Annotated in this window: 18 protein-coding genes; 2 read left to right on the forward strand and 16 right to left on the reverse strand. The window is 63.5% G+C overall.

Going from position 1 to position 18,640, the window contains the following annotated elements:
- Nucleotides 1-2 precede the first annotated feature (2 nt).
- A complete protein-coding gene (glmS, locus tag HZY77_RS11850; protein ID WP_296814977.1) occupies nt 3-1,832 on the forward strand; it encodes a glutamine--fructose-6-phosphate transaminase (isomerizing) in 1,830 nt (609 codons plus the stop codon).
- A gap of 59 nt (nt 1,833-1,891) precedes the next feature.
- Here the strand turns inward: glmS and HZY77_RS11855 are convergent, their stop codons facing one another.
- The 11 genes from HZY77_RS11855 to HZY77_RS11905 form a co-directional block, all read right to left on the reverse strand.
- Nucleotides 1,892-2,524 (reverse strand): response regulator transcription factor, encoded by a 633-nt coding sequence (locus tag HZY77_RS11855; protein WP_296814979.1) that lies wholly within the window; start codon nt 2,522-2,524, stop codon nt 1,892-1,894.
- Between the two features lie 31 nt (nt 2,525-2,555).
- Nucleotides 2,556-3,317 carry an SDR family oxidoreductase gene (locus HZY77_RS11860; RefSeq protein ID WP_296814982.1) on the reverse strand — a complete coding sequence of 254 codons (762 nt, stop codon included), beginning with the start codon at nt 3,315-3,317 and terminating at the stop codon, nt 2,556-2,558.
- Nucleotides 3,318-3,367: 50 nt separating this feature from the next.
- Complete coding sequence (locus tag HZY77_RS11865) at nt 3,368-4,018, reverse strand: thiol:disulfide interchange protein DsbA/DsbL (protein ID WP_296814985.1); 651 nt, start codon at nt 4,016-4,018, stop codon at nt 3,368-3,370.
- Nucleotides 4,018-4,446, reverse strand: coding sequence for an SPOR domain-containing protein (locus tag HZY77_RS11870; protein WP_296814987.1), 429 nt, complete (start codon nt 4,444-4,446; stop codon nt 4,018-4,020). Before HZY77_RS11870 ends, HZY77_RS11865 begins: the two co-directional genes overlap by 1 nt.
- A 112-nt stretch (nt 4,447-4,558) precedes the next feature.
- The gene (gene argS, locus HZY77_RS11875; protein WP_296814990.1) at nt 4,559-6,232 is read right to left on the reverse strand and encodes an arginine--tRNA ligase; all 1,674 of its coding nucleotides are present in this window, start codon (nt 6,230-6,232) and stop codon (nt 4,559-4,561) included.
- A 115-nt stretch (nt 6,233-6,347) separates the two neighbouring features.
- Nucleotides 6,348-7,637, reverse strand: a complete 1,290-nt coding sequence (locus tag HZY77_RS11880) for an HD domain-containing phosphohydrolase (protein WP_296814993.1) — start codon at nt 7,635-7,637, stop codon at nt 6,348-6,350.
- A gap of 108 nt (nt 7,638-7,745) precedes the next feature.
- Nucleotides 7,746-9,905 carry a primosomal protein N' gene (locus HZY77_RS11885; RefSeq protein WP_296814996.1) on the reverse strand — a complete coding sequence of 720 codons (2,160 nt, stop codon included), beginning with the start codon at nt 9,903-9,905 and terminating at the stop codon, nt 7,746-7,748.
- Between the two features lie 339 nt (nt 9,906-10,244).
- The gene (locus tag HZY77_RS11890; RefSeq protein ID WP_296814999.1) at nt 10,245-11,087 is read right to left on the reverse strand and encodes a Tim44-like domain-containing protein; all 843 of its coding nucleotides are present in this window, start codon (nt 11,085-11,087) and stop codon (nt 10,245-10,247) included.
- A 116-nt stretch (nt 11,088-11,203) separates the two neighbouring features.
- Complete coding sequence (hemE, locus tag HZY77_RS11895; protein WP_296815002.1) at nt 11,204-12,280, reverse strand: uroporphyrinogen decarboxylase; 1,077 nt, start codon at nt 12,278-12,280, stop codon at nt 11,204-11,206.
- Between the two features lie 69 nt (nt 12,281-12,349).
- Entirely contained in the window at nt 12,350-12,925 is a 576-nt protein-coding gene (locus tag HZY77_RS11900) for a glycine zipper 2TM domain-containing protein (RefSeq protein ID WP_296815005.1), read from the reverse strand.
- A 75-nt stretch (nt 12,926-13,000) separates the two neighbouring features.
- Nucleotides 13,001-13,411 (reverse strand): hypothetical protein, encoded by a 411-nt coding sequence (locus HZY77_RS11905; protein ID WP_296815008.1) that lies wholly within the window; start codon nt 13,409-13,411, stop codon nt 13,001-13,003.
- Nucleotides 13,412-13,729: 318 nt separating this feature from the next.
- On the opposite strand from HZY77_RS11905, the gene HZY77_RS11910 reads away from it, so the two are divergent.
- On the forward strand, nt 13,730-14,884 hold the full coding sequence (locus tag HZY77_RS11910) for an outer membrane protein transport protein (RefSeq protein ID WP_296815010.1): 1,155 nt from the start codon (nt 13,730-13,732) through the stop codon (nt 14,882-14,884).
- Nucleotides 14,885-14,964: 80 nt separating this feature from the next.
- Here HZY77_RS11910 and HZY77_RS11915 read toward each other — a convergent pair whose 3' ends face one another.
- From HZY77_RS11915 to HZY77_RS11935, 5 genes are all read right to left on the reverse strand, one after another.
- Nucleotides 14,965-15,327, reverse strand: a complete 363-nt coding sequence (locus HZY77_RS11915; RefSeq protein WP_296815013.1) for a hypothetical protein — start codon at nt 15,325-15,327, stop codon at nt 14,965-14,967.
- A gap of 65 nt (nt 15,328-15,392) precedes the next feature.
- Complete coding sequence (locus tag HZY77_RS11920; RefSeq protein WP_296815016.1) at nt 15,393-15,872, reverse strand: BON domain-containing protein; 480 nt, start codon at nt 15,870-15,872, stop codon at nt 15,393-15,395.
- Between the two features lie 66 nt (nt 15,873-15,938).
- Nucleotides 15,939-16,253, reverse strand: a complete 315-nt coding sequence (locus tag HZY77_RS11925) for an EF-hand domain-containing protein (RefSeq protein ID WP_296815018.1) — start codon at nt 16,251-16,253, stop codon at nt 15,939-15,941.
- A gap of 284 nt (nt 16,254-16,537) precedes the next feature.
- A complete protein-coding gene (locus HZY77_RS11930; RefSeq protein WP_296630611.1) occupies nt 16,538-16,705 on the reverse strand; it encodes a DUF1328 domain-containing protein in 168 nt (55 codons plus the stop codon).
- A gap of 158 nt (nt 16,706-16,863) precedes the next feature.
- Entirely contained in the window at nt 16,864-18,216 is a 1,353-nt protein-coding gene (locus HZY77_RS11935; RefSeq protein ID WP_296820903.1) for a sigma 54-interacting transcriptional regulator, read from the reverse strand.
- Nucleotides 18,217-18,640: the final 424 nt, after the last annotated feature.

The following is an 18,640-nucleotide window of genomic DNA, read 5'->3' on the forward strand; positions in this document are numbered from 1 at the left end:
GTATGTGCGGCATAGTCGGCGCGGTAGCGCAGCGTAACGTTGTCCCCATTCTGCTCGAGGGCCTGCGGCGGCTGGAATACCGCGGTTACGATTCGGCCGGCCTCGTCACCATCAATGGCGGTCTCAAGCGGGTACGTAGCGTCGGTCGCGTTGCCGGCCTGGCCGAAGCGTGCGCCGCGCAGCAGGTGCACGGCAACCTTGGCATTGCGCATACCCGCTGGGCCACGCACGGCGCGCCGTCGGAGGCCAATGCACATCCGCACGTCAGCGGCCGCCTTGCGGTGGTGCACAACGGCATCATCGAAAACCACGAAGCACTGCGTGAACGCCTGAAGGCGGATGGCTTTGTCTTCACGTCGGAGACCGATACCGAGGTCATTGCGCATCTGATCGATCTTCACTTCCGCCAGACGAAGGATCTGCTCGCGGCCACCCGTGCTGCCGTGGCTGAACTCGAAGGTGCCTACGCCATCGGTGTGGTGAGCGAGGACGCGCCCAATCGCCTCGTGTGCGCACGCAAGGGCAGCCCTTTGCTGGTCGGCCTGGGCATCGAGGAAAACTTCATTGCCTCCGACGTGTCGGCCTTGCTGCCGGTGACCCAGCGGGTGATGTACCTGGAAGAAGGCGATGTCGCCGACATCGGCCTGTTGTCGGTAACGGTGTATGACGTGGCGGGCAACCAGATCGACCGCAGCGTGCACGTCTCCGAGCTGACGTCCGACATGGCCGAACTCGGCAATTACCGCCACTTCATGCAGAAGGAAATCCACGAGCAGCCGCGTGCGCTCACCGACACCCTGCTGACTGCCGTGGCACAGGATCGCGTCCAGCCCGAATGGTTCGGCTTCGACGCTGCCGACGTGTTGGGCCAGGTGAATGCGGTGACCTTCCTTGCTTGTGGCACCAGCTACCATGCCGCGAAAGTGGCTACCTACTGGCTGGAGGAGATTGCCGGCATCCCGGCCTATGCGGAAATCGCCAGCGAATACCGCTATCGCACCAGCGTGCCGAACCCTGACGCGCTGATCGTCACCATCTCGCAGTCGGGCGAAACGGCCGACACGCTGGCGGCGTTGAACCATGCCATCTCGCTTGGCCAGAACAAAACGCTGACCATCTGCAACGTGGCGGAATCGGCACTGACGCGCACGTCGCGGCTCAAGTTCCTGACGCGCGCCGGGCCGGAGATCGGCGTGGCCTCGACCAAGGCCTTCACCACCCAACTGGCGGGCCTGTTCCTGCTGACGCTGGTACTCGCCAAGCTACGCGGCCGGCTGACGTCTGAGCAGGAGGCTGCCCACCTTGCCGCGTTGCGCAGCTTGCCGAACAAGCTGCAACAGGTACTGGCACTGGAGCCGCAAGTCGAAGCCTGGTCGCAGCGCTTCGCCAACAAGCACCACGCGCTCTTCCTCGGCCGTGGCGTGCACTACCCGATCGCGCTCGAAGGCGCGCTGAAATTGAAGGAGATTTCCTACATCCACGCCGAAGCCTACCCGGCGGGCGAGCTCAAGCATGGTCCGCTGGCACTGGTCGACGAAGACATGCCGGTGATCACCATCGCGCCCAACGACCAGTTGATCGAGAAACTGAAGTCGAACATGCAGGAAGTGCGGGCACGCGGCGGCGAATTGTATGTGTTCGCCGACGGCGACGTGCATATCGAGGAATCGGCCTTCGTCCACGTCATCCGGCTCCCGGGCGGCAGCAACGGCGTGTTGTCGCCGATCCTGCATACCGTGCCGCTGCAGCTGTTGTCGTATCATGCCGCCCTGCANAAAGGCACGGACGTCGACAAGCCGCGCAATCTGGCGAAATCCGTGACCGTGGAGTAGTCGTGCCCGCCCACAAAAAGCGCGGCTGCATGGCCGCGCTTTTTGTGGGCGAATTCCGCCTAGTGCCGCTTGCGGTCTTCTTTCAACGCCAGGGTGGCGACCTGGACGCGATTGCGCAGGCCGAGCTTTTCCATGATGTTGCTCAGGTGGTTGCGCACGGTGTTTTCCGACAGGGTCATCTTGTAGGCGATGGCTTTGTTGGAAAGCCCTTCCTTCACGTGGTCGACGATTTCCATTTCCCGCGCGGTCAGCGCCGACAGGGCATTGTTGTTGAGTTCGCCGCGCGCCATCTTCTGCATGATGTTGAGCGGAAAACTGCTCTGGCCGTCGCACACGCTACGGATGGCGGCCAGGACCTGGTCGGGATCGCTGGATTTGACGACGTAGCCGTCGACGCCGGAAGAAATGGCTTCGGAGATTTCCTCGTCGGAATCGGCAATGGTCAGCATGATGACCTTGATGCCCAGGTCGCGTAGATCGGAGACCAGGTCGAGGCCGTCGGCATCGGGGAGGGAGCGGTCGAGCAGCGCCGCGTCGGCCCGGTTGCCAGCTTCGATCCAGGCACGCAGTTCGGCGGCGTTGGCCAGTTGCGCGGTGAGGCGCAGATCCGGTTCCTGCTCGATGTAGCCCGCCACACCCATGCGCAGGAGCGGATGATCGTCGATGAGGATGAGGTTCAGGGNGGCAGGCATTGCTTCTCCGATACGTTGTATGCGATGCGCATTATGTTGGCAGATTGCGCGGTTTGCGTGGCGCTTTTTCGAAAACTGCATCATAGACCGGAATGGGGAGCCATTTCAGCATCCGCGCCACCCAGGCCATTTGCCAGGGGATCACCGTGAAACGGCGGCGGCGGGCAATGCAGCGGGCCACTTTGGCGGCAGCGGCCGGCGCCGTCATCCTGAAAGGCATGGCATAGGGATTGACCTGCGTCATGGGCGTATCGATATAGCCTGGCGCCACCGTGACCACGGCAATGCCACGCGCTTTCAATTCGAGTCGCAGGGCTTCCAGGTAGACCGTGGCGGCTGCCTTGGAGGCCGAGTAGGCGCCACCGCCCGGCAGTCCGCGTATTCCGGCCACGCTGGAAATGCCGCACAGCACGCCGCCGGGCGGCATGGTGTCGATGAAAGGCTGAAAGGTGTGCACCAGCCCCAGCACGTTGGCGTCCATCACTGCGCGGAATGTCGGGGCGTCTTCGGCGAATTCGGTGAGTGTGCCGACGCTGATCCCGGCCGCTGCGATGACGATGTCGGGTGCGCCGACTTCGTTCAAAAACGTCGTGGCAGCCTGCTGCATGGCCGCGGCGTCGCGCACATCGGCTTGATAGAGGTGCGCATCCAGCCCGGCGGCGGTGTCCTGCAAGCCGTCCGGACGGCGCCCGACCAACCCCAGTTGCGCGCCTGCTGCGCCATAGTGCCGCGCCAACGCGGCACCGAGGCCGGAACTGGCCCCGGTGATGAAAACCCTGAGGGGTTCATTCAAAACCCGCAAGGGCCTCTTCGCTACCTTGAGCGGGGTGGGCGGCAACAGGCTTACTTCGCGGGTTTCTTGCCGCCGCGCTCATCGCGTGCCTTGGCGATCAGCTGGTCGAGAACCTCGAACAGGCGGGGTTCGCTGCCGGTCATCGACTCCGAAGTGGTGTATTTGCCGTCGATGATGAAGGCCGGCACGCCCATGACGCCGTAGGTGGTGGCAAGCCGTGCGCCTTGCATGGCCTTGGACTGGATGGAGAAGGAGTTGTAGATGCTCTCGAATTTCTTGCGGTCCACGCCCTGCTTCGCGATCCAGCTGCCCAGCACGGCCGGGTCGTTGAGGTTGAGGTTGTCCACGTGGTAGGCGTCGAATACCTTGTCGTGCAGGCGGCTCAACAGATCCATCTGCTGCAGGGTGTAATAGATCTTGGCGCCGGGCATCCAGTCGTCGCGGAACACGGCCGGGACGCGGCGAACCTGGGCGTCCTTGGGCAGTTTCTTCAGCCACGCATTGAGACCGGGTTCAAGCGCGTTGCAATGCGGACAGCGATACCAGAAGAACTCCAGCACCTCGATCTTCTTCCCGGTCGCAACCGGCTGCGGCACGCTGACGCGCGTGTAGTCGCGACCTTCGAATGCCTCTTCGGGCGCAGCAATGGCGGACAAGGACAATACGGCGGCGGCAANAANAGCCAAAGTGCGGGCAAACATCAAGGCGTCTCCTGTTGAGTGGGAACTTCTTTGACCAGCGTGACCGGGATATTGTTCTGCGCGAGCAGGCTGCGGGTACGGTTTGCTTCGTCAGCGGTGTGGAACGGGCCGATGCGTACGCGGTGCAGCACGCCCTTGTTGGCGACCTCGCTGGTCTGTATGACCGCCTCGACACCCAGCAAGGCCAGTTGGGCTTTCAGGTTGTCGGCTTCATCGGCCCGCTGGAACGCGCCTGCTTGCAGATAAAGCCGGGGCGCGGTGTCGGCAGGGGCCGGGGTGGCGGGCAATGCGCTCGACGTGTTGTCGGGCAGAACCTTGTAGAAATCGAAGCTGGGTGCGGTGTCCGGTGCGGGGATGCGGGCGCAACGGGCTTGGTGGGCGCGTTTGCGTGTTTGCCGAGTTTGAACGGGTTGACGCCGGTCGCCCACAGCGCTACGCCCACGGCGAGGATTGCGCCGATGATGAGGCCGATCAGTACGCCGGTGAAAATGGAGTTGCCACCTGAGCGGCCGGACTTGCGGGAAGCGGGTTTTGCCATGACTACATTTTCTCCGGGGCGGATACGCCGAGCAAGGCCAGGCCGTTGACGATTGCAATGCGCGTGGCATCAGCCAGAGTCAGTCGGGCAAGTTTCGTCGATGCATCGTCGACCAGGAATTTTTCGGCGTTGTACCAGGAATGGAAATCGCCCGCCAGCATCTGCAGGTAATGCACCAGCAGGTGCGGCGCCAGTTCGCGTGCGGCGGTGGCGATCGTTTCCGGATATTCGGCCAGACGCTGCANAAGGGCCAGTTCATGCTGAGCGGTCAGCGGCGCGAGGTCGGCGCCGTCGAGCGCGTCGGACATGCCACCCCATTCCTCGAACACCCGGCAGATGCGTGCGTGCGCATACTGTACGTAGTACACCGGGTTGTCGTTGTTCTTGGCGAGTGCGAGGTCGACGTCGAAGATGTATTCGGTGTCGGGCTTGCGCGAGAGCAGGAAGAAGCGCACCGCGTCCTTGCTGGTCCACTCGATGAGATCGCGCAACGTGACATAGCTGCCAGCGCGCTTGGAGATCTTCACCTCCTCGCCGCCGCGCACCACGCGCACCATGGTGTGCAGTAGGTAATCCGGATACCNCTTGGCGATCCCCACGTCCGCTGCTTGCAGGCCGGCCCGCACGCGCGCGATGGTGCCGTGGTGGTCGGAACCCTGGATGTTGATGGCCCGGTCGTAGCCGCGCTCCCACTTGGCGATGTGGTAGGCGACATCCGGCACGAAATAGGTGTAGGTGCCGTCGGACTTCTTCATCACGCGGTCTTTGTCGTCGCCGTAGTCGGTGGTGCGCAGCCACAGCGCGCCGTCCTGCTCGTAGGTCTTGCCGGCGTCGATGAGCTTCTGCACCGTTGCCTCGACGCGGCCGTCGGTGTAGAGGCTCGATTCCAGGTAGTAGTTGTCGAAGCGTACCGCGAAGGCCTTGAGGTCGAGGTCCTGCTCGTGGCGCAGGTAGGCGACGGCGAACTGGCGGATCGAGTCGAGGTCGTCGACGTCGCCCGACGCGGTGAATTCGCGGTCGTCCGACTTCACGGTCTTCCTGGCGAGGAAATCAGCCGCGATGTCGGCGATGTAGTCGCCGTTGTAGGCGGCTTCGGGCCACGCGGCGTCGCCCGGCTTCAGGCCCCTGGCGCGCGCCTGCACGCTGTTGGCGAGCGTCGCGATCTGCACGCCGGCGTCGTTGTAGTAAAACTCGCGGTAGACGCCCCAGCCCTGTGCGGCGTAGAGATTGCAGATCGCGTCGCCGAGCGCGGCCTGGCGGCCGTGGCCGACGTGCAGCGGGCCGGTCGGATTGGCCGACACGAACTCGACCAGGACCTTGTGTCCCTTGCCGGTTTCTGCGCAGCCGAATTGCATGCCGGCCGAACGGATCTGCGGCACGATCCCGTGCCAGGCGGCCGGCGCGAGGTGGAAGTTGATGAAGCCGGCGCCGGCGATCTCGGTTTTGGCGACCAAGGGCGATTTCGGCAGCTCGGTGAGGATCCGCTGCGCCAGTTCGCGCGGATTCTTCTTCAGCGGCCGCGCCAACTGCATCGCGGCATTGCTGGAAAAGTCGCCGTGGGCGGGGTTCTTCGGGCGTTCGATCTCGAGGCTGACCGGCATGTCGGGTGCCACCGTTTCGAGGGCTTCGCCGATCAGCAGGGCGATCTGGTCTTTAAGCGGATGGGTGTTGGACATGGTTACATTGAAGATGGGGTCGGGCAGGCATCTTCAGTGTTCAAAATGGGTAGCACGCGATTATATGCGCCACGTGCGAGGCGGCCAAACACCAGACGACGAGTGAGCCGGCGAGTCAGCCTGCCTGGAGCAGCGTCTGCGCGCGCGCGACCCAGAACTCCACGGCGGCGCGGCCGGCGCTGTCGTCGCGCAGGGCCGCCCAGCGACGACGGACCTCTTTCAGGATGTCGCAGACCTGCCGGTGTGATTCGCTGGTCATGAGTTGTATTTCGGCCAGCACGGCCGTGTCATTCTCGATTCCAGTCGTGAAGGCGGCCAGCGCGTCCGGATGGAAACCGGTCTCCAGCAGGGTGCGTTCCAGGTCGGTCAGGCGCTGGTTGACGAATGTCACCAGCGGTTCCTCGGCCACCTCGGGCGGACAGGTGTGGTGTGCGTGGTGCCACAAGCGGAACACTTCGGCCAATTGGTTGAGCTGAGCCGCCACCGATTCGGACGAGATGTTGTCCGCCCGCCCGCCCGGTTCCGCCCGCTCGCCGCTGTTGAGCAGCCTGACGAGATGATTGATCAATTCGCGGTCGAATTTGCGGCGATTCATTTTCAGCATCACCGCCAGGCGAGCGGCGCCGTGGGTGTGCCAGCTCTTTTCGAACAGGGCGTTGACGGCCTCCGCCAGCATCAGAATCTGGCCTAGGCGGCCGATTTCCTCGCCCTTGAGCCCGCGCGGGTAGCCGCTGCCATCCAGCCGTTCGTGGTGCTCGAATACGGCTGTGCTGATTTCCGGATGGAACATGGGATAGGTTTGCAGGATGAGATAAGCCGTCATCGGATGGGCGTAGACATGGCGCATCGCATCGGGATCGAGCGGATGGCCGGGCCGCAGCAGGGCGGGATCGATATGCAGTTCGCCGATATCGTGAAGCATGCCCGCGGCGGCGACGTTTGCGAGATCGCGTTCGGGCAGACGGCTTTTGATGGCGAGGATGAGCGCGATCAGCGTCATCTGCACGCTGTGCTCGAAAATCTCCGGGCGCCGCTCGCGCGCCACCGTGAGTTTGAACGCGAGCGGCGCGTTGAGCGGCATGGCATAGATGGCATTGAGCAATCGCGCGGTTCCGGGCAGGGCGGAGTGGAAAAACTGGAAGCGGGGCTCGTTATCCAGGATCTCGCGGGCGCGGTCGCGCAGGCTGGCGTTGGTGACGCCGTCGGTGACGGAGAGGCATTCGTCGATGGCCGGAATCAGCTTGTGCTTCACCAGCTTTTCACGCATGGCCGAGTTGATGCGTGCCCCACGGTCGATCAGCTTGATGCCGTTGCGGGTGAATATTGCCTGGGTCGTGACGACCTCGTGGGTATCGCCCAGCGCGGTCACGCTATTGATGTAGTGCTCGTCGTAGTGTTCGCTCATCGGTGTTCCGCCATCGTGTGGGCTTCGATGCTGTGTTAAATCCCCGCCCCAAGATACGTTATCGAACGGAAACCGGTCTAATTGAGGGCTTTCGACATACAAGGACCGCTAGAACACTAGCGGATCGACGTCGAGAGACCAACGTGCGATACGCGGTTTGATGCTGTCGAGTCGCGGCCGCCAATCGCGAACGAAGGCTTGCAGGGCCTGACGCTGCGCCGACTGGATCAGAAGCTGTGCACGTTCGAGATTGGCCACGCGCGCCATCGGCGCCGGCGTGGCGCCGAATACGCTGACGCCGGCCGTGTCCGGGGCCCGCGCCGCCGCGTGTTGCAGGAAGGCCAGCGCCGCATCCATCGTCGTCGCTTCGGCGCGCAGCAGCACCTGGCGGGTGAACGGTGGCAGATCGAGTTGCTTGCGCTCGGCCAGCAGCGTGTGAGCATAGCCGGCGTAGTCGTGGCGCTGCAGATAACGGAACAAGGGATGGTCGGGGAAAGCGGTCTGGATCAGTACGCGGCCGGGTTTGTCGGCGCGCCCGGCGCGCCCGGCTACCTGCATCAGTTGGGCGAACAGGCGCTCGGTGGCGCGGAAATCCGGGCTGTAGAGGGCGCCGTCGGTGTCGAGGATCAGCGCCAGCGTCATGTTGGGAAAATCGTGGCCCTTGGCCAGCATTTGCGTGCCAACCAGGATGTCGACTTCGCCGCCATGCACCGCTTCGCCGAGCTCGGCCCAGGCGCGCGGCCGCATGGTGTCGCGGTCGATGCGGCGAATGCGTGCGGCAGGCAGGAAGGCGGCCAGCGTTTCCTCCAGTCGCTGCGTCCCCTGGCCGAGGGCTTTGAGGTCGGGGTTGCCGCAACTCGGGCACTCGGGCGGGATGCGCGTCTCGAATCCGCAGTGATGGCACTTCAGCCGGTGCGAGGTGCGGTGCAGCACCAGCCGCGCCGAGCAGCGCGGGCAGGGCGACACCCACGCACAACTCGGGCAGTACAGCGCCGGGGCATAGCCGCGCCGGTTGAGAAAGACCAGGCTCTGCTCGCCGCGCGCCAGGGTGTCGGTCAGCGCCTGTAGCGCGGGCCGTGTCAGGCCGTTGTCGACCGGAATGTGCTTCAGGTCGACGAGCTCGATGTCCGGCAGTTGCGCCTGGCTGATCGCGCGCTGTTTCAGTTCGATCAGCTGGTAGCGGCCATTCAGGGCCTGCGCATAGCTTTCCAGCGAAGGCGTGGCCGAGCCGAGTATCACAGGAATATCGGCCTGCTTCCCACGGGCGATGGCGACGTCGCGTGCCGAATAGCGCAGGCCGTCCTGCTGCTTGAACGAGGCGTCGTGCTCTTCGTCGACGACGATCAATCCCAGCCGGGGAAGCGGCGTGAACACGGACAGTCGGGTGCCGAGCAGGACGTCGCAGTCGGGTGCGGCGAGCCAGTTTTCCGCGCGCGCGGTTTCGCTCAAGCCGCTGTGCAGGGTGGCGATACGCCGCCCGGGAAAACGACGGCGGAAATGTTGTTCCAGTTGCGGAGTGAGGGCGATTTCGGGGATCAGCACCAGCACCTGCCGGCCTGTTGCCAACACCACATCGATCAGGCGCAGATATAGCTCGGTCTTGCCGCTGCCGGTGACGCCGTGTATGAGGTGGACGCCGAATGGCCCCAGCACGGGCAGCAGGCGGTCGAGCGCAGCCTGTTGCTCGACGGTCGCCGCAGGGGCCGCCTGGGTCGGTGGCGCATGGCCGGCAGNGGGCGGCAAGCGTGACCATTCCGCCCAACCGGCCGCAACCAGCGCTGCGGCGTGGCGGCCTTGTTTCTGTTCACGCAATGTCGCGCGCCCCAGTGGCGCCGCGCGCAAGGCATCGAGCAGTGCGCGTTGTGCGCGGGCACGAGNCGNGGGTTCGGTCGTCCGCCCTGCCTCGGTCACGACCAGCCAGGGCGTGTCCGCGGCAAATGGCGCAGCATTGCGCAGGCGCGGCGGTAGCGTGGCGAGCAGGATCGCGCCCAGCGGATAGTGGTAATAGTCGGCACAAAACTGTGCCAGGCGGAGGATGTCGGGCGACAGCGCGGGGCGATCGTCCAGCACACGGATGACGTCGCGCAGCTTGTCCGCCACGATGGCGCTATCGCTCTGCCGTTCCAGGGCGACGCCGATTTGTAGCATTCGGCCGAACGGGACTTCGACCAGGCTGCCCGACTGCACCGGACCAAGCTGTGCCGGCAGGCGATAGTCGAACAGCCGGTGCAGCGGAGTATCGAGCGCGACCTGGAGAATGAACGGCATGTTAGTGGCGAATCTTGGTCAGGTATCGGGAAAGTTTCACTAACTGATTGTTAGCCAAGGGTAATTTGGCGTTGTCCACGCAGGCTGTGGATAATTGTGTGGGTGATTTGTGTTGATTGCCCCCAATGCCCGTATTCAGGCGGGTCAGCCTTAAAGACTAAAAAGCAGGCAGGCCGACAAATCCATATTATTCAGTTACTTATAAACAAGGTGTGACTGTCAAGGTCTTGACACAAAAAGTTCCCGTGCGTCAAAACTGTGCATAAGTTGATGCTTCTATTGCCGCAATTACGGGCCTTGTGCACGTTTTTCGTGCGCAAGGCCTTGTTTTGTCTGAGTTTATGCTTGCTGAATCCCGGCAATCACCCAACCGCCCTGGCCTTGGGCGGGTTTGCTGAGGTGCCAGATCTCATCGAGTGGGGTGGCGCCGAGGTCGTCGGCCGTTTCGCGAACCATCCCGGTGAAACGGACGCTGACCACATGGCGACCATCCTCGTCGGCGGCTTCGAGCACCTCGGCGTCGAGCGCCATCACGTCCGTGGTTTGCGCAGCCGTGCCGCGCTCGGCCAGTTGCATGCGGATTTCGGCGAATACTTCGGGCGAGGTAAAGGCGCGCAGGTCGTCCAGGTTGCCGGCGTCGAAGGCTGCCTGGAGGCGGATGAAGTTGAGCTTGGCCTCGCGCACGAACGCCTCGGCGTCAAATCCGGGCGGAAAGGTGGGGATGGGACTACCAAATCNCCCGGCTGTCACCTGCTCAAACCCGGAGGATGCAGGGTTCATTGCGGAAGCCGGCATGCCGGCATATTGCATGGCCGGCGTTGTGGGCGCAGAGCGGCGCATCAGGAAGCGGAACAACATGAACGCAGCCATGGCCAGCAGTGCCAGCATCAGGAAATTGGCCATTCCTTCGCCGAAACCGAAGTGTGAAGCCAGGGCGGCAAGCCCGAGGCCAGCGGCCAGTCCTGCGATCGGCCCCATCCAACTGCGTTTCTGCGGGGTGGCCGGGGCCGGCGTGCTGGTCGTCTGCTGGCGTTGCGGCGCAGGGGCGGCCTCCTGTTTGGCGGGCGCGCTGCGCTGCATGCCGAAAGACTTGCCGCCGCCGAGGCGCCTGGCCTCGGCGTCGTGGGTGGCGAACGCGAAGGTGAGAAACACTGCGAACAGGCTGATCAGGAAAGGTTTCACGATGAGGCTCCGGAATGTCGACGAGAGCGGGTATGGTGACGTAAACCCAACCGTGCTGAAAAGTCGATTTTTATATGTAAATAATTCGGAATTTTCGATGCTTTACATTTGGAAAATCAGTTTTCACCGGCGGCACGCATGGCCCGGCTACGGCTGTGCACGGCCTCGACCAGGATGCTGACGTTGTCCGGGTTGGTGAATTGCGAAATGCCGTGGCCGAGGTTGAACACATGGCCTGGATGGTTGCCGTAGCCGTCGATGATGCGTGCGACTTCGCTACGGATGATATCCGGCGTGCCGTGCAGGGCGCTGGGATCGAGATTGCCTTGCAGCGCCACCTGGCTGCCCACGCGGCGGCGCGCTTCGCCGATGTCGATGCTCCAGTCGAGGCCGACCGCGTCGGCGCCGCAGGCGGCGATGGCTTCCAGCCAGTTACCGCCCCNCTTGGTGAAGACGATGCTCGGCACGCGTCGGCCATCGCGCTCCTTGATCAGGCCGTCGACGATGCGCTCCATGTAGGCGAGCGAGAATTCCTTGTACGCGTGGGGCGTCAGGCTGCCGCCCCAGGAATCGAAAATCATCACCGCCTGGGCGCCCGCTTCGATCTGCGCATTGAGGTAGTCGGTCACCGCCTGGGTGTTCACTTCGAGGATGCGATGCAGCAGGTCGGGGCGGCTGTACAGCATGGTCTTGATGTGGCGGTAGTCGTCCGAGCCGCCGCCTTCGATCATGTAGCAGGCCAGCGTGTACGGGCTGCCGGAGAAACCGATCAGCGGCACCGAGCCGTCGAGCGCACGGCGGATCGAACGTACCGCATCCATCACGTAGCCCAGCTTGTCGGTCGGATCGGGTGCGGAAAGGTCGCGGATTTCCCATTCGTCGCGTAGCGGGCGCTCGAAGCGCGGGCCTTCGCCGGTCGAGAAATACAGCCCCAATCCCATCGCGTCGGGCACGGTGAGAATGTCGGAAAACAGGATCGCAGCGTCGAGCGGGTAGCGCGCCAGCGGTTGCAGCGTCACTTCGGTCGCCAGATCGGNGGTCTTGCACAGGGTCAGAAAATCTCCTGCGCGTGCGCGGGTGGCGTTGTATTCCGGCAGATAGCGCCCGGCCTGGCGCATCAGCCACAGCGGCGTGTAATCAGTAGGCTGGCGCAGCAGCGCGCGCAGGAAAGTATCGTTCTTGAGGGCAGACATGAAGCGGGCCAGGACGCAAAGTCGGCATTTTAGCAGGCTTGGCGTCGCCGACCCGGAAGCGGGGGCTGATCAGGTGCGGCGGAAAGACCATTCGCCGCGCCCGGCCGGGCAGGCCAGCACGTCGTGTGGCCGTTGTCCATCGACCACCAGGGTGGCGTAACGGCAGCCGTCGCGCGCATCGCCGCGCGGCGTGAAGCGATAGGCGTGACCGTCATGGCGCCACGCAACCGGAACGCCCGGACGGCCGAGCTCCAGGGCATGTCCCATGCAGGCGCGATCGCGGGCATCCATGCTGTCGCCGATGGCGTGGCCCAATACCGCGCCGAGTACGCCCCCGACCACCATGCCGACGACGCGATCGTCGCGTCCCGCGACCTGGCCGCCGATGACCGCGCCGGACACGCCACCGATGACCGCGCCGATTTCGTCGCGATTGCAGCGGCCGGCCGGGATGCCGTAGTCGTGCACATAGANCGACCCGCTTTGGCCCCGGTAATGTCCGGCATGGCGGTGCTGCCGACGGCCGCGGTCATCATCGTGGTGCTNTTTGTAGTAACCGTACGCCGGGGCATGCTCGGGCGGGTCGGCCCACGCCGGGCTGGTGCCCGCGAGCGCCGCCAAGGCCAGTGTGACAGGCACGTTCATGATTTGCTCCTGGGTTGTCTTTGGAATGGAAGTGATTGGAATAGAAGTGATCCACGCAGCCGGCGGTGGCCGGGTTCAACGGGGCCAGGTATTGTAGGCGTAGCGTACCTGGCGGTCATGCCGTTCTGCCCGGATGTTGCGGCCGGCCTGGTCTAGTGCATGGTCGAGACGCCGGAACTCACGGGCGTCGATGATGCCGTCGGCGCGGAAATGATGCTCCATGGCCTGGATTTCGTGCTGCTCGCGCATCAAGTCGCGGACTTCGTGGCGAGTCAGGCTGCCGTTATGTTTGCCGGCTTCGATACGATCCCTCTGCCGTGCCTGACGCGCATTGATCTGCTGACTGTATGCCTGGCTTTGTTGGTAGGCGTGCCTGACCTGGGNGTGGCCGTAACGATCCCAGTCGGCTTGCGCGGCGGTCGCCATGAGACTCAGACCCCNCAGCATCAGCATGCCGAGGCGGGTTGCAATCAGTGTGGTTTTCATGATGTGGCTCCTGTTCGGTTGATCAATGCCCCCGGCGATATCTTTAATGTCGGCGGACAATTGCACTCTAGGCGCGCCGTGTAAGCGGCTTGTTTGGAGCAGGTAACCACATGTAACGCAATGTAACGTCCTGCGGGCTAATGTTTTCCCGGCGGGTGCCGATTCATGATCGACGGGCCGAAATTTCCCGCGTCGTGTTGCCCATCCCGATGCATCTGATTTGCAAGACCCCGGCCGCCCATTCGGCTGCATACATAAATAGGTTAGAATTTTCGACTTTTCTAAAAATCTATAACGCGTCCCTCTAGGAGAACCCCGATGCAACTGAATAAACTCGCGGCCACGCTTGCCGCGGCGGGCCTTGCTGTGCCCGGCCTGGCCATGGCAACCAATGGCATGCTCATGGAGGGCTATGGCCCCATTGCCGCCGGCATGGGCGGTGCGGCCATGGCCTATGACAACGGCACGGCCGCCATGGCGAACAATCCGGCCACGCTGGGCCTGATGGCGGAAGGCAGCCGGATCGATGTGATGCTGGGTTTCGTGGGTCCGGACGTCAAGACGTCCATGGGGATCGGCAAATCCAAAGCGGATGCCTTCTACATGCCGGCATTCGGCTACGCGAANAAACAGGGCAAGCTGACCTACGGCGCCGGCATCTACGGCCAGGGCGGCATGGGTACCGAATACGCCAGCGGCGACATGGCGCAGGTGAGCGTCGGGCGGGTGATTTTCCCGCTGGCCTACGCGGTCAATGAGCGCTTCAATATCGGCGGCAGCGTCGACCTCGTCTGGGCCGGGATGGACATGGTGGTCACCGGATACGGCATCAACTTCAAGGATGGCAGCGACTTCACCGGCGCCGCCAAGGGCTACAGCCTGGCGGCCAAGCTCGGCTTCACCTACAAGCTGGCCGATGCGCTCACCGTCGGCGGCGTCTATCAGTCCGCCGGCAACCTGCCTGACCTCAAGGACGGCATCTACAAGGTGAAGGGCTTCGACATGCCGGCCACCCTGGGCCTGGGTCTGGCCTGGCAGGCGAACGACAAGCTCATGGTCGCGGCCGATGTCAAGGACGTGCTGTGGGGCGACAGCATGAATACCGTGACCATCTACAAAAACGGCGCCGTCTATGCGCCGTTCCAGCAGGACTGGAACGACCAGATCGTGCTGTCGCTGGGTCTCGCCTACAAACTCAACGACGCCCTGACGGGTCGCATCGGCTACAACCACGGCAAGAATCCGATTCCGGACCAGTTCGTCAACTACCTGTGGCCGGCGATCGTCGAGAATCACTACACGGCGGGCTTCGGTTATGCCTTCAGTAAGCAGTCCACGGTGAATTTCGCGTTGAGCTATTCGCCCAAGACCTCGGTGACCGGTACGGGACCCAATCCGCCCGCCGGCAACGGCGGCATGGTCATCGACCATAGCCAGTTGAACTGGCAACTGATGTACAGCTACGCGTTCTGATCGTCGTTCGATCCACACAGCCGGTGGCACGCGCGTGCCACCGGCTTTTTGGCGGGGTTCCACGTCGAACCGGCATGACGCTATTGTTTCGGCATGTCGGAGCCAGGCGGCGTGCCGTCCGAAGGGGCTTCCTGGGCGGGCGCCGCCGCCTCAGGGCTGGCGGATGGCGTGTTCATCTGCTGCGAACGCGCATCCTCCGCCTGCATGTNCCTGACGGCCTGATCGACCTGTTCGCCGGCCTGTTCCACCGGGCCCTTGCTGTCACAGCCGTTCAACGCCAGCAGGGACGTCAGCAACGCCAGTACGCCGTATGAAGCATGCCAGGCATGCGTCCGCTTCGATTTTTCCGGGGCGGCAGCCTGCAGTCTGGTTCCTGCCCCGGCGCCGCTCCATTCGTACAGCCGCATATGCTCATCGTTGAGGTGTTGCATAGTCTGATGCATGTGAATTCTCCAGGTTGCGGCCGAGACAGCGGCACCTGCCGCCGCCGGCCTGATCCTTACAGCGATCAATTCTTGATCTGCAGGGTGTTCTTGACCCCGGTGACGCCTTTGACACTACGCGCGATTTTTTCGGCCTCGGCGACCTGGGTGGCGTTGTTGACCCAGCCGGCCAACAGCACCATGCCTTTGTGGGTCTCCACGTCCACGCCGAGTCCCTTCATGCCTTCGTCCTTCAGCAACATCGTCTTGACCTTGGTGGTAATCCACGCGTCATCGATATATTTGCCGGCCTTGATGCGATCGCCGCTGGCGTCGGCCTTGACGAGCTCATCCTGGCTCAGGCTGTTGTCATGGTTGGTGTCGCCATCGCGGAAGGCCTGCGCCTGACCGCCGTGTTCCTGGAATTCCGTCAGGCTGATCTTGCCGTCGCCGTTGCTGTCGTAGGTTTTGAAGCTGGCTGTCGCGGCCATGGCCTGCCCAGCAACACCCGCGCTGAACATGGTGGCAAGCGTCAGCTTCAAGAGCGTTCGATTAAGGTTTTTCATGTTCGTCTCCATTGACATAGGGTGATTCGGCCCGAGGCGCAATGCGCCAACCGGCCGTTCAGATGTTCAAAGGCGATCGTTGGGGCTCGGCATACCTGGGGTCGCGGGATTGGCGGGCGCTGAGGGAGGCGTGGACGCGCTGCCTTTCTTGACGAATTCGTCGTGGCTCAAGCTGCCGTCGCCGTTAACGTCGATCATGCGGAACGTCCCTTCGCTGCCGCCCTGGGCTTGGTATTCCTGCTGGCTGATCTTGCCGTCGCCGTTGCTGTCATAGGTTTTGAAGTCGGCTGCCGTCGACGCGGCCAGGGCGGAGGTGGAAGCGGCAGCGCCCAGCACGCTGGCCAGCGTCAAGGTCGTCAAGCGATGGTGGATGTATTTCATGGCTATCTCCTGTAATGGGTTGAGTTGAATGCACATGCACTCAGGCGGATTACAGCGACGACCGTGCCAGTTATTTTTTCCGCTGTTGAATCAAGGCCTTGAGATGGGGCAGCGGTAATTTTTCCAGGATCCTGGGGCCTCGACCGGGTAGATATGTCGCCGGCCGGCGACACAGGGGCATGCTGTTTTATAAACCTATGTTTTTTCTTGTCATTTTTGTATGTCGATGGCGACAGGCCATAAAAAGGGAACCTCGGCTCCCTCTCTTCGTGTGCATCACGGATTTACATCGTCGGCGGTCGGCGGCCCGTGGCCAGCATGACAAGAAACACGACCAGGCCCACGACAAACAGGATCTTGGCGATCCAGGCGGCGGTGCCGGCCACGCCGGCAAAGCCGAAAATTCCAGCGATGATGGCAAGGATCAGGAACGTGATGGCCCATCCAAACATGATGTTCTCCTCTGATAATTGATAAGCGCCACGAAGGCGGTATCCCCTCAATGCAGAGTGTGTGCCAAGCGAAAATCCTTATTTGAATCAACGGACTGCGGGGTTGGCGTGCAAGCCGGCGACAGCCTGCAAGATGCAGGCGTCGCCCCTGCCCGACATTAGTCGGTTTCGTCGCGATCCTTGAACAGCGCGGNGGTGAGGTCGTGGCGCTGCAACAGCCGGTATACCTCGGTGCGGTTGCGTCCGGCCAGCCGGGCCACTTCGCTGACCTGTCCGCGCGTCAGCTTCAGCAGGGTGATGAGGTAATCGCGCTCGAAGGCTGCGCGTGCCTCGGCCAGCGGCTGGATGTCGGCGGGTTTGTCGCGCAATGCCCGCCCGACCAGCGTGGCCGGGATGGTCGTGGTGGTGCACAGGGCGACGCACTGCTCCAGGACGTTGTGCAGCTGCCGGATATTGCCCGGCCAGTCGGCCGCCACCAGCATGTCGAGCGCATCGGGTGCGAAGCTGTGGATGCGGCGGCGGTATTTTTCCGTCAACAGACTCAGGAAATGCTGCGCCAGCAAAGGGATATCCTCACGCCGTTCGCGCAGCGGTGGCAGCGTCAGGTTGACCACGTTCAGCCGGTAATACAGGTCTTCGCGAAACTCGCCGCTGACGATCGCCTCCTCCAGGTTGCAGTGGGTCGCCGAGAGAATGCGCACATCGACGGCGCGTGTCTCGGTCGAGCCGACCGGGCGTACTTCGCCCTCCTGCAGCACGCGCAGCAGCTTGACCTGTAGCGGGGCCGGCATGTCGCCGATCTCGTCGAGGAACACGGTGCCGCCCTGCGCGCTGAGGAACAGGCCGGGATGGTCGCGTCCCGCGCCGGTGAAGGCGCCTTTGACATGGCCGAAAAGTTCCGACTCGAGCAGTTCGGCCGGGATCGCGCCGCAGTTGATCGCGACGAAAGGCTTGGCGTGACGCGGGCTGGCACGGTGGATCGCACGCGCCAGCAATTCCTTGCCGGTGCCCGATTCGCCCTGGATCATCAGCGCGGCGTCAATCTGGGCGGCCAGACGGGCTTCGGCCAGCAGCGTGTCCATTGCCGGGCTGGCGGTGACGATGTCGCTGCGCCAATTGTCGTCGTGTGCCTCGGAGCTGCTGCCGGCCAGCCGGGTGGCGCGCTTCAGCAGGTCGACCAGCGTGGGCGCGTCGTAGGGCTTGGTCAGGTAGCCGAACAGCCCCTGCTGAGTGGCGGCCACCGCGTCCGGAATGGTGCCGTGCGCGGTCAGTACGATCACCGGCAGCGACGGGTCGCGTGCATGGATGGCCCGAAACAAGGCCATACCGTCGATGCCGCCCATCTGCATGTCGGTCAGCACGGCGTCGGGCCGTGCCAATGCCAGCTGCGCCAGGGCGGCTTCGCCGCTGTCGACTGCCTCGACCTTGAATCCGTTGGCTTCCAGCCGCAGGGTGATCAGTTCGCGCAGTGCCGCGTCGTCGTCCACGACCAGGATGGCAGGTTTCTTCATGGCGATTTGGGAGTGTGTTGCGCTGCTGCAGGGTTTTTCCAGCGCCTTGATCTGATCGAGCTTGTCCTGCAGCTCCTGCGCGCGCGCAGTCTGTTGTCGGAGCTCGATGCGGGCCGAGAGCGATTTCTTCATCAGATCGAGCACCGTATGTGCGCGGGGATCGACGTCGTCGATCATGGCCAGGCTCTTGAGGCTGCGCTCGAACGCGTCCACGCTGTCTTCGCGTTCCAGCAGCGCGGCCTGCTGGAAACGCTTGGCATCGTCGAGGCGGCGTTCATTGTCCAGCGCGGCCAGTTCGCGTCGGCGCTGTTCGGGAGACAGCGCCGCCACCCGCGACAGCTCGTTCAGGAGTGCCGATGCGCTCAACCCGAATAGCCGGGCGCCGGGTTGAGCCGGCTGGCCGGGCAGGGGCGGGACGACGCAG

Source organism: Thiobacillus sp., from assembly GCF_013693775.1.
GTDB lineage: Bacteria > Pseudomonadota > Gammaproteobacteria > Burkholderiales > Thiobacillaceae > Thiobacillus.

Excerpts from the sequence above, each read along its gene's own strand:
- HZY77_RS11880 (WP_296814993.1), bottom strand. The coding sequence starts at position 7,637 with ATGAGCGAACACTACGACGAGCACTACATCAATAGCGTGACCGCGCTG.
- HZY77_RS11920 (WP_296815016.1), bottom strand. The coding sequence starts at position 15,872 with ATGAAAAACCTTAATCGAACGCTCTTGAAGCTGACGCTTGCCACCATG.
- HZY77_RS11925 (WP_296815018.1), bottom strand. The coding sequence starts at position 16,253 with ATGAAATACATCCACCATCGCTTGACGACCTTGACGCTGGCCAGCGTG.
- HZY77_RS11930 (WP_296630611.1), bottom strand. The coding sequence starts at position 16,705 with ATGTTTGGATGGGCCATCACGTTCCTGATCCTTGCCATCATCGCTGGA.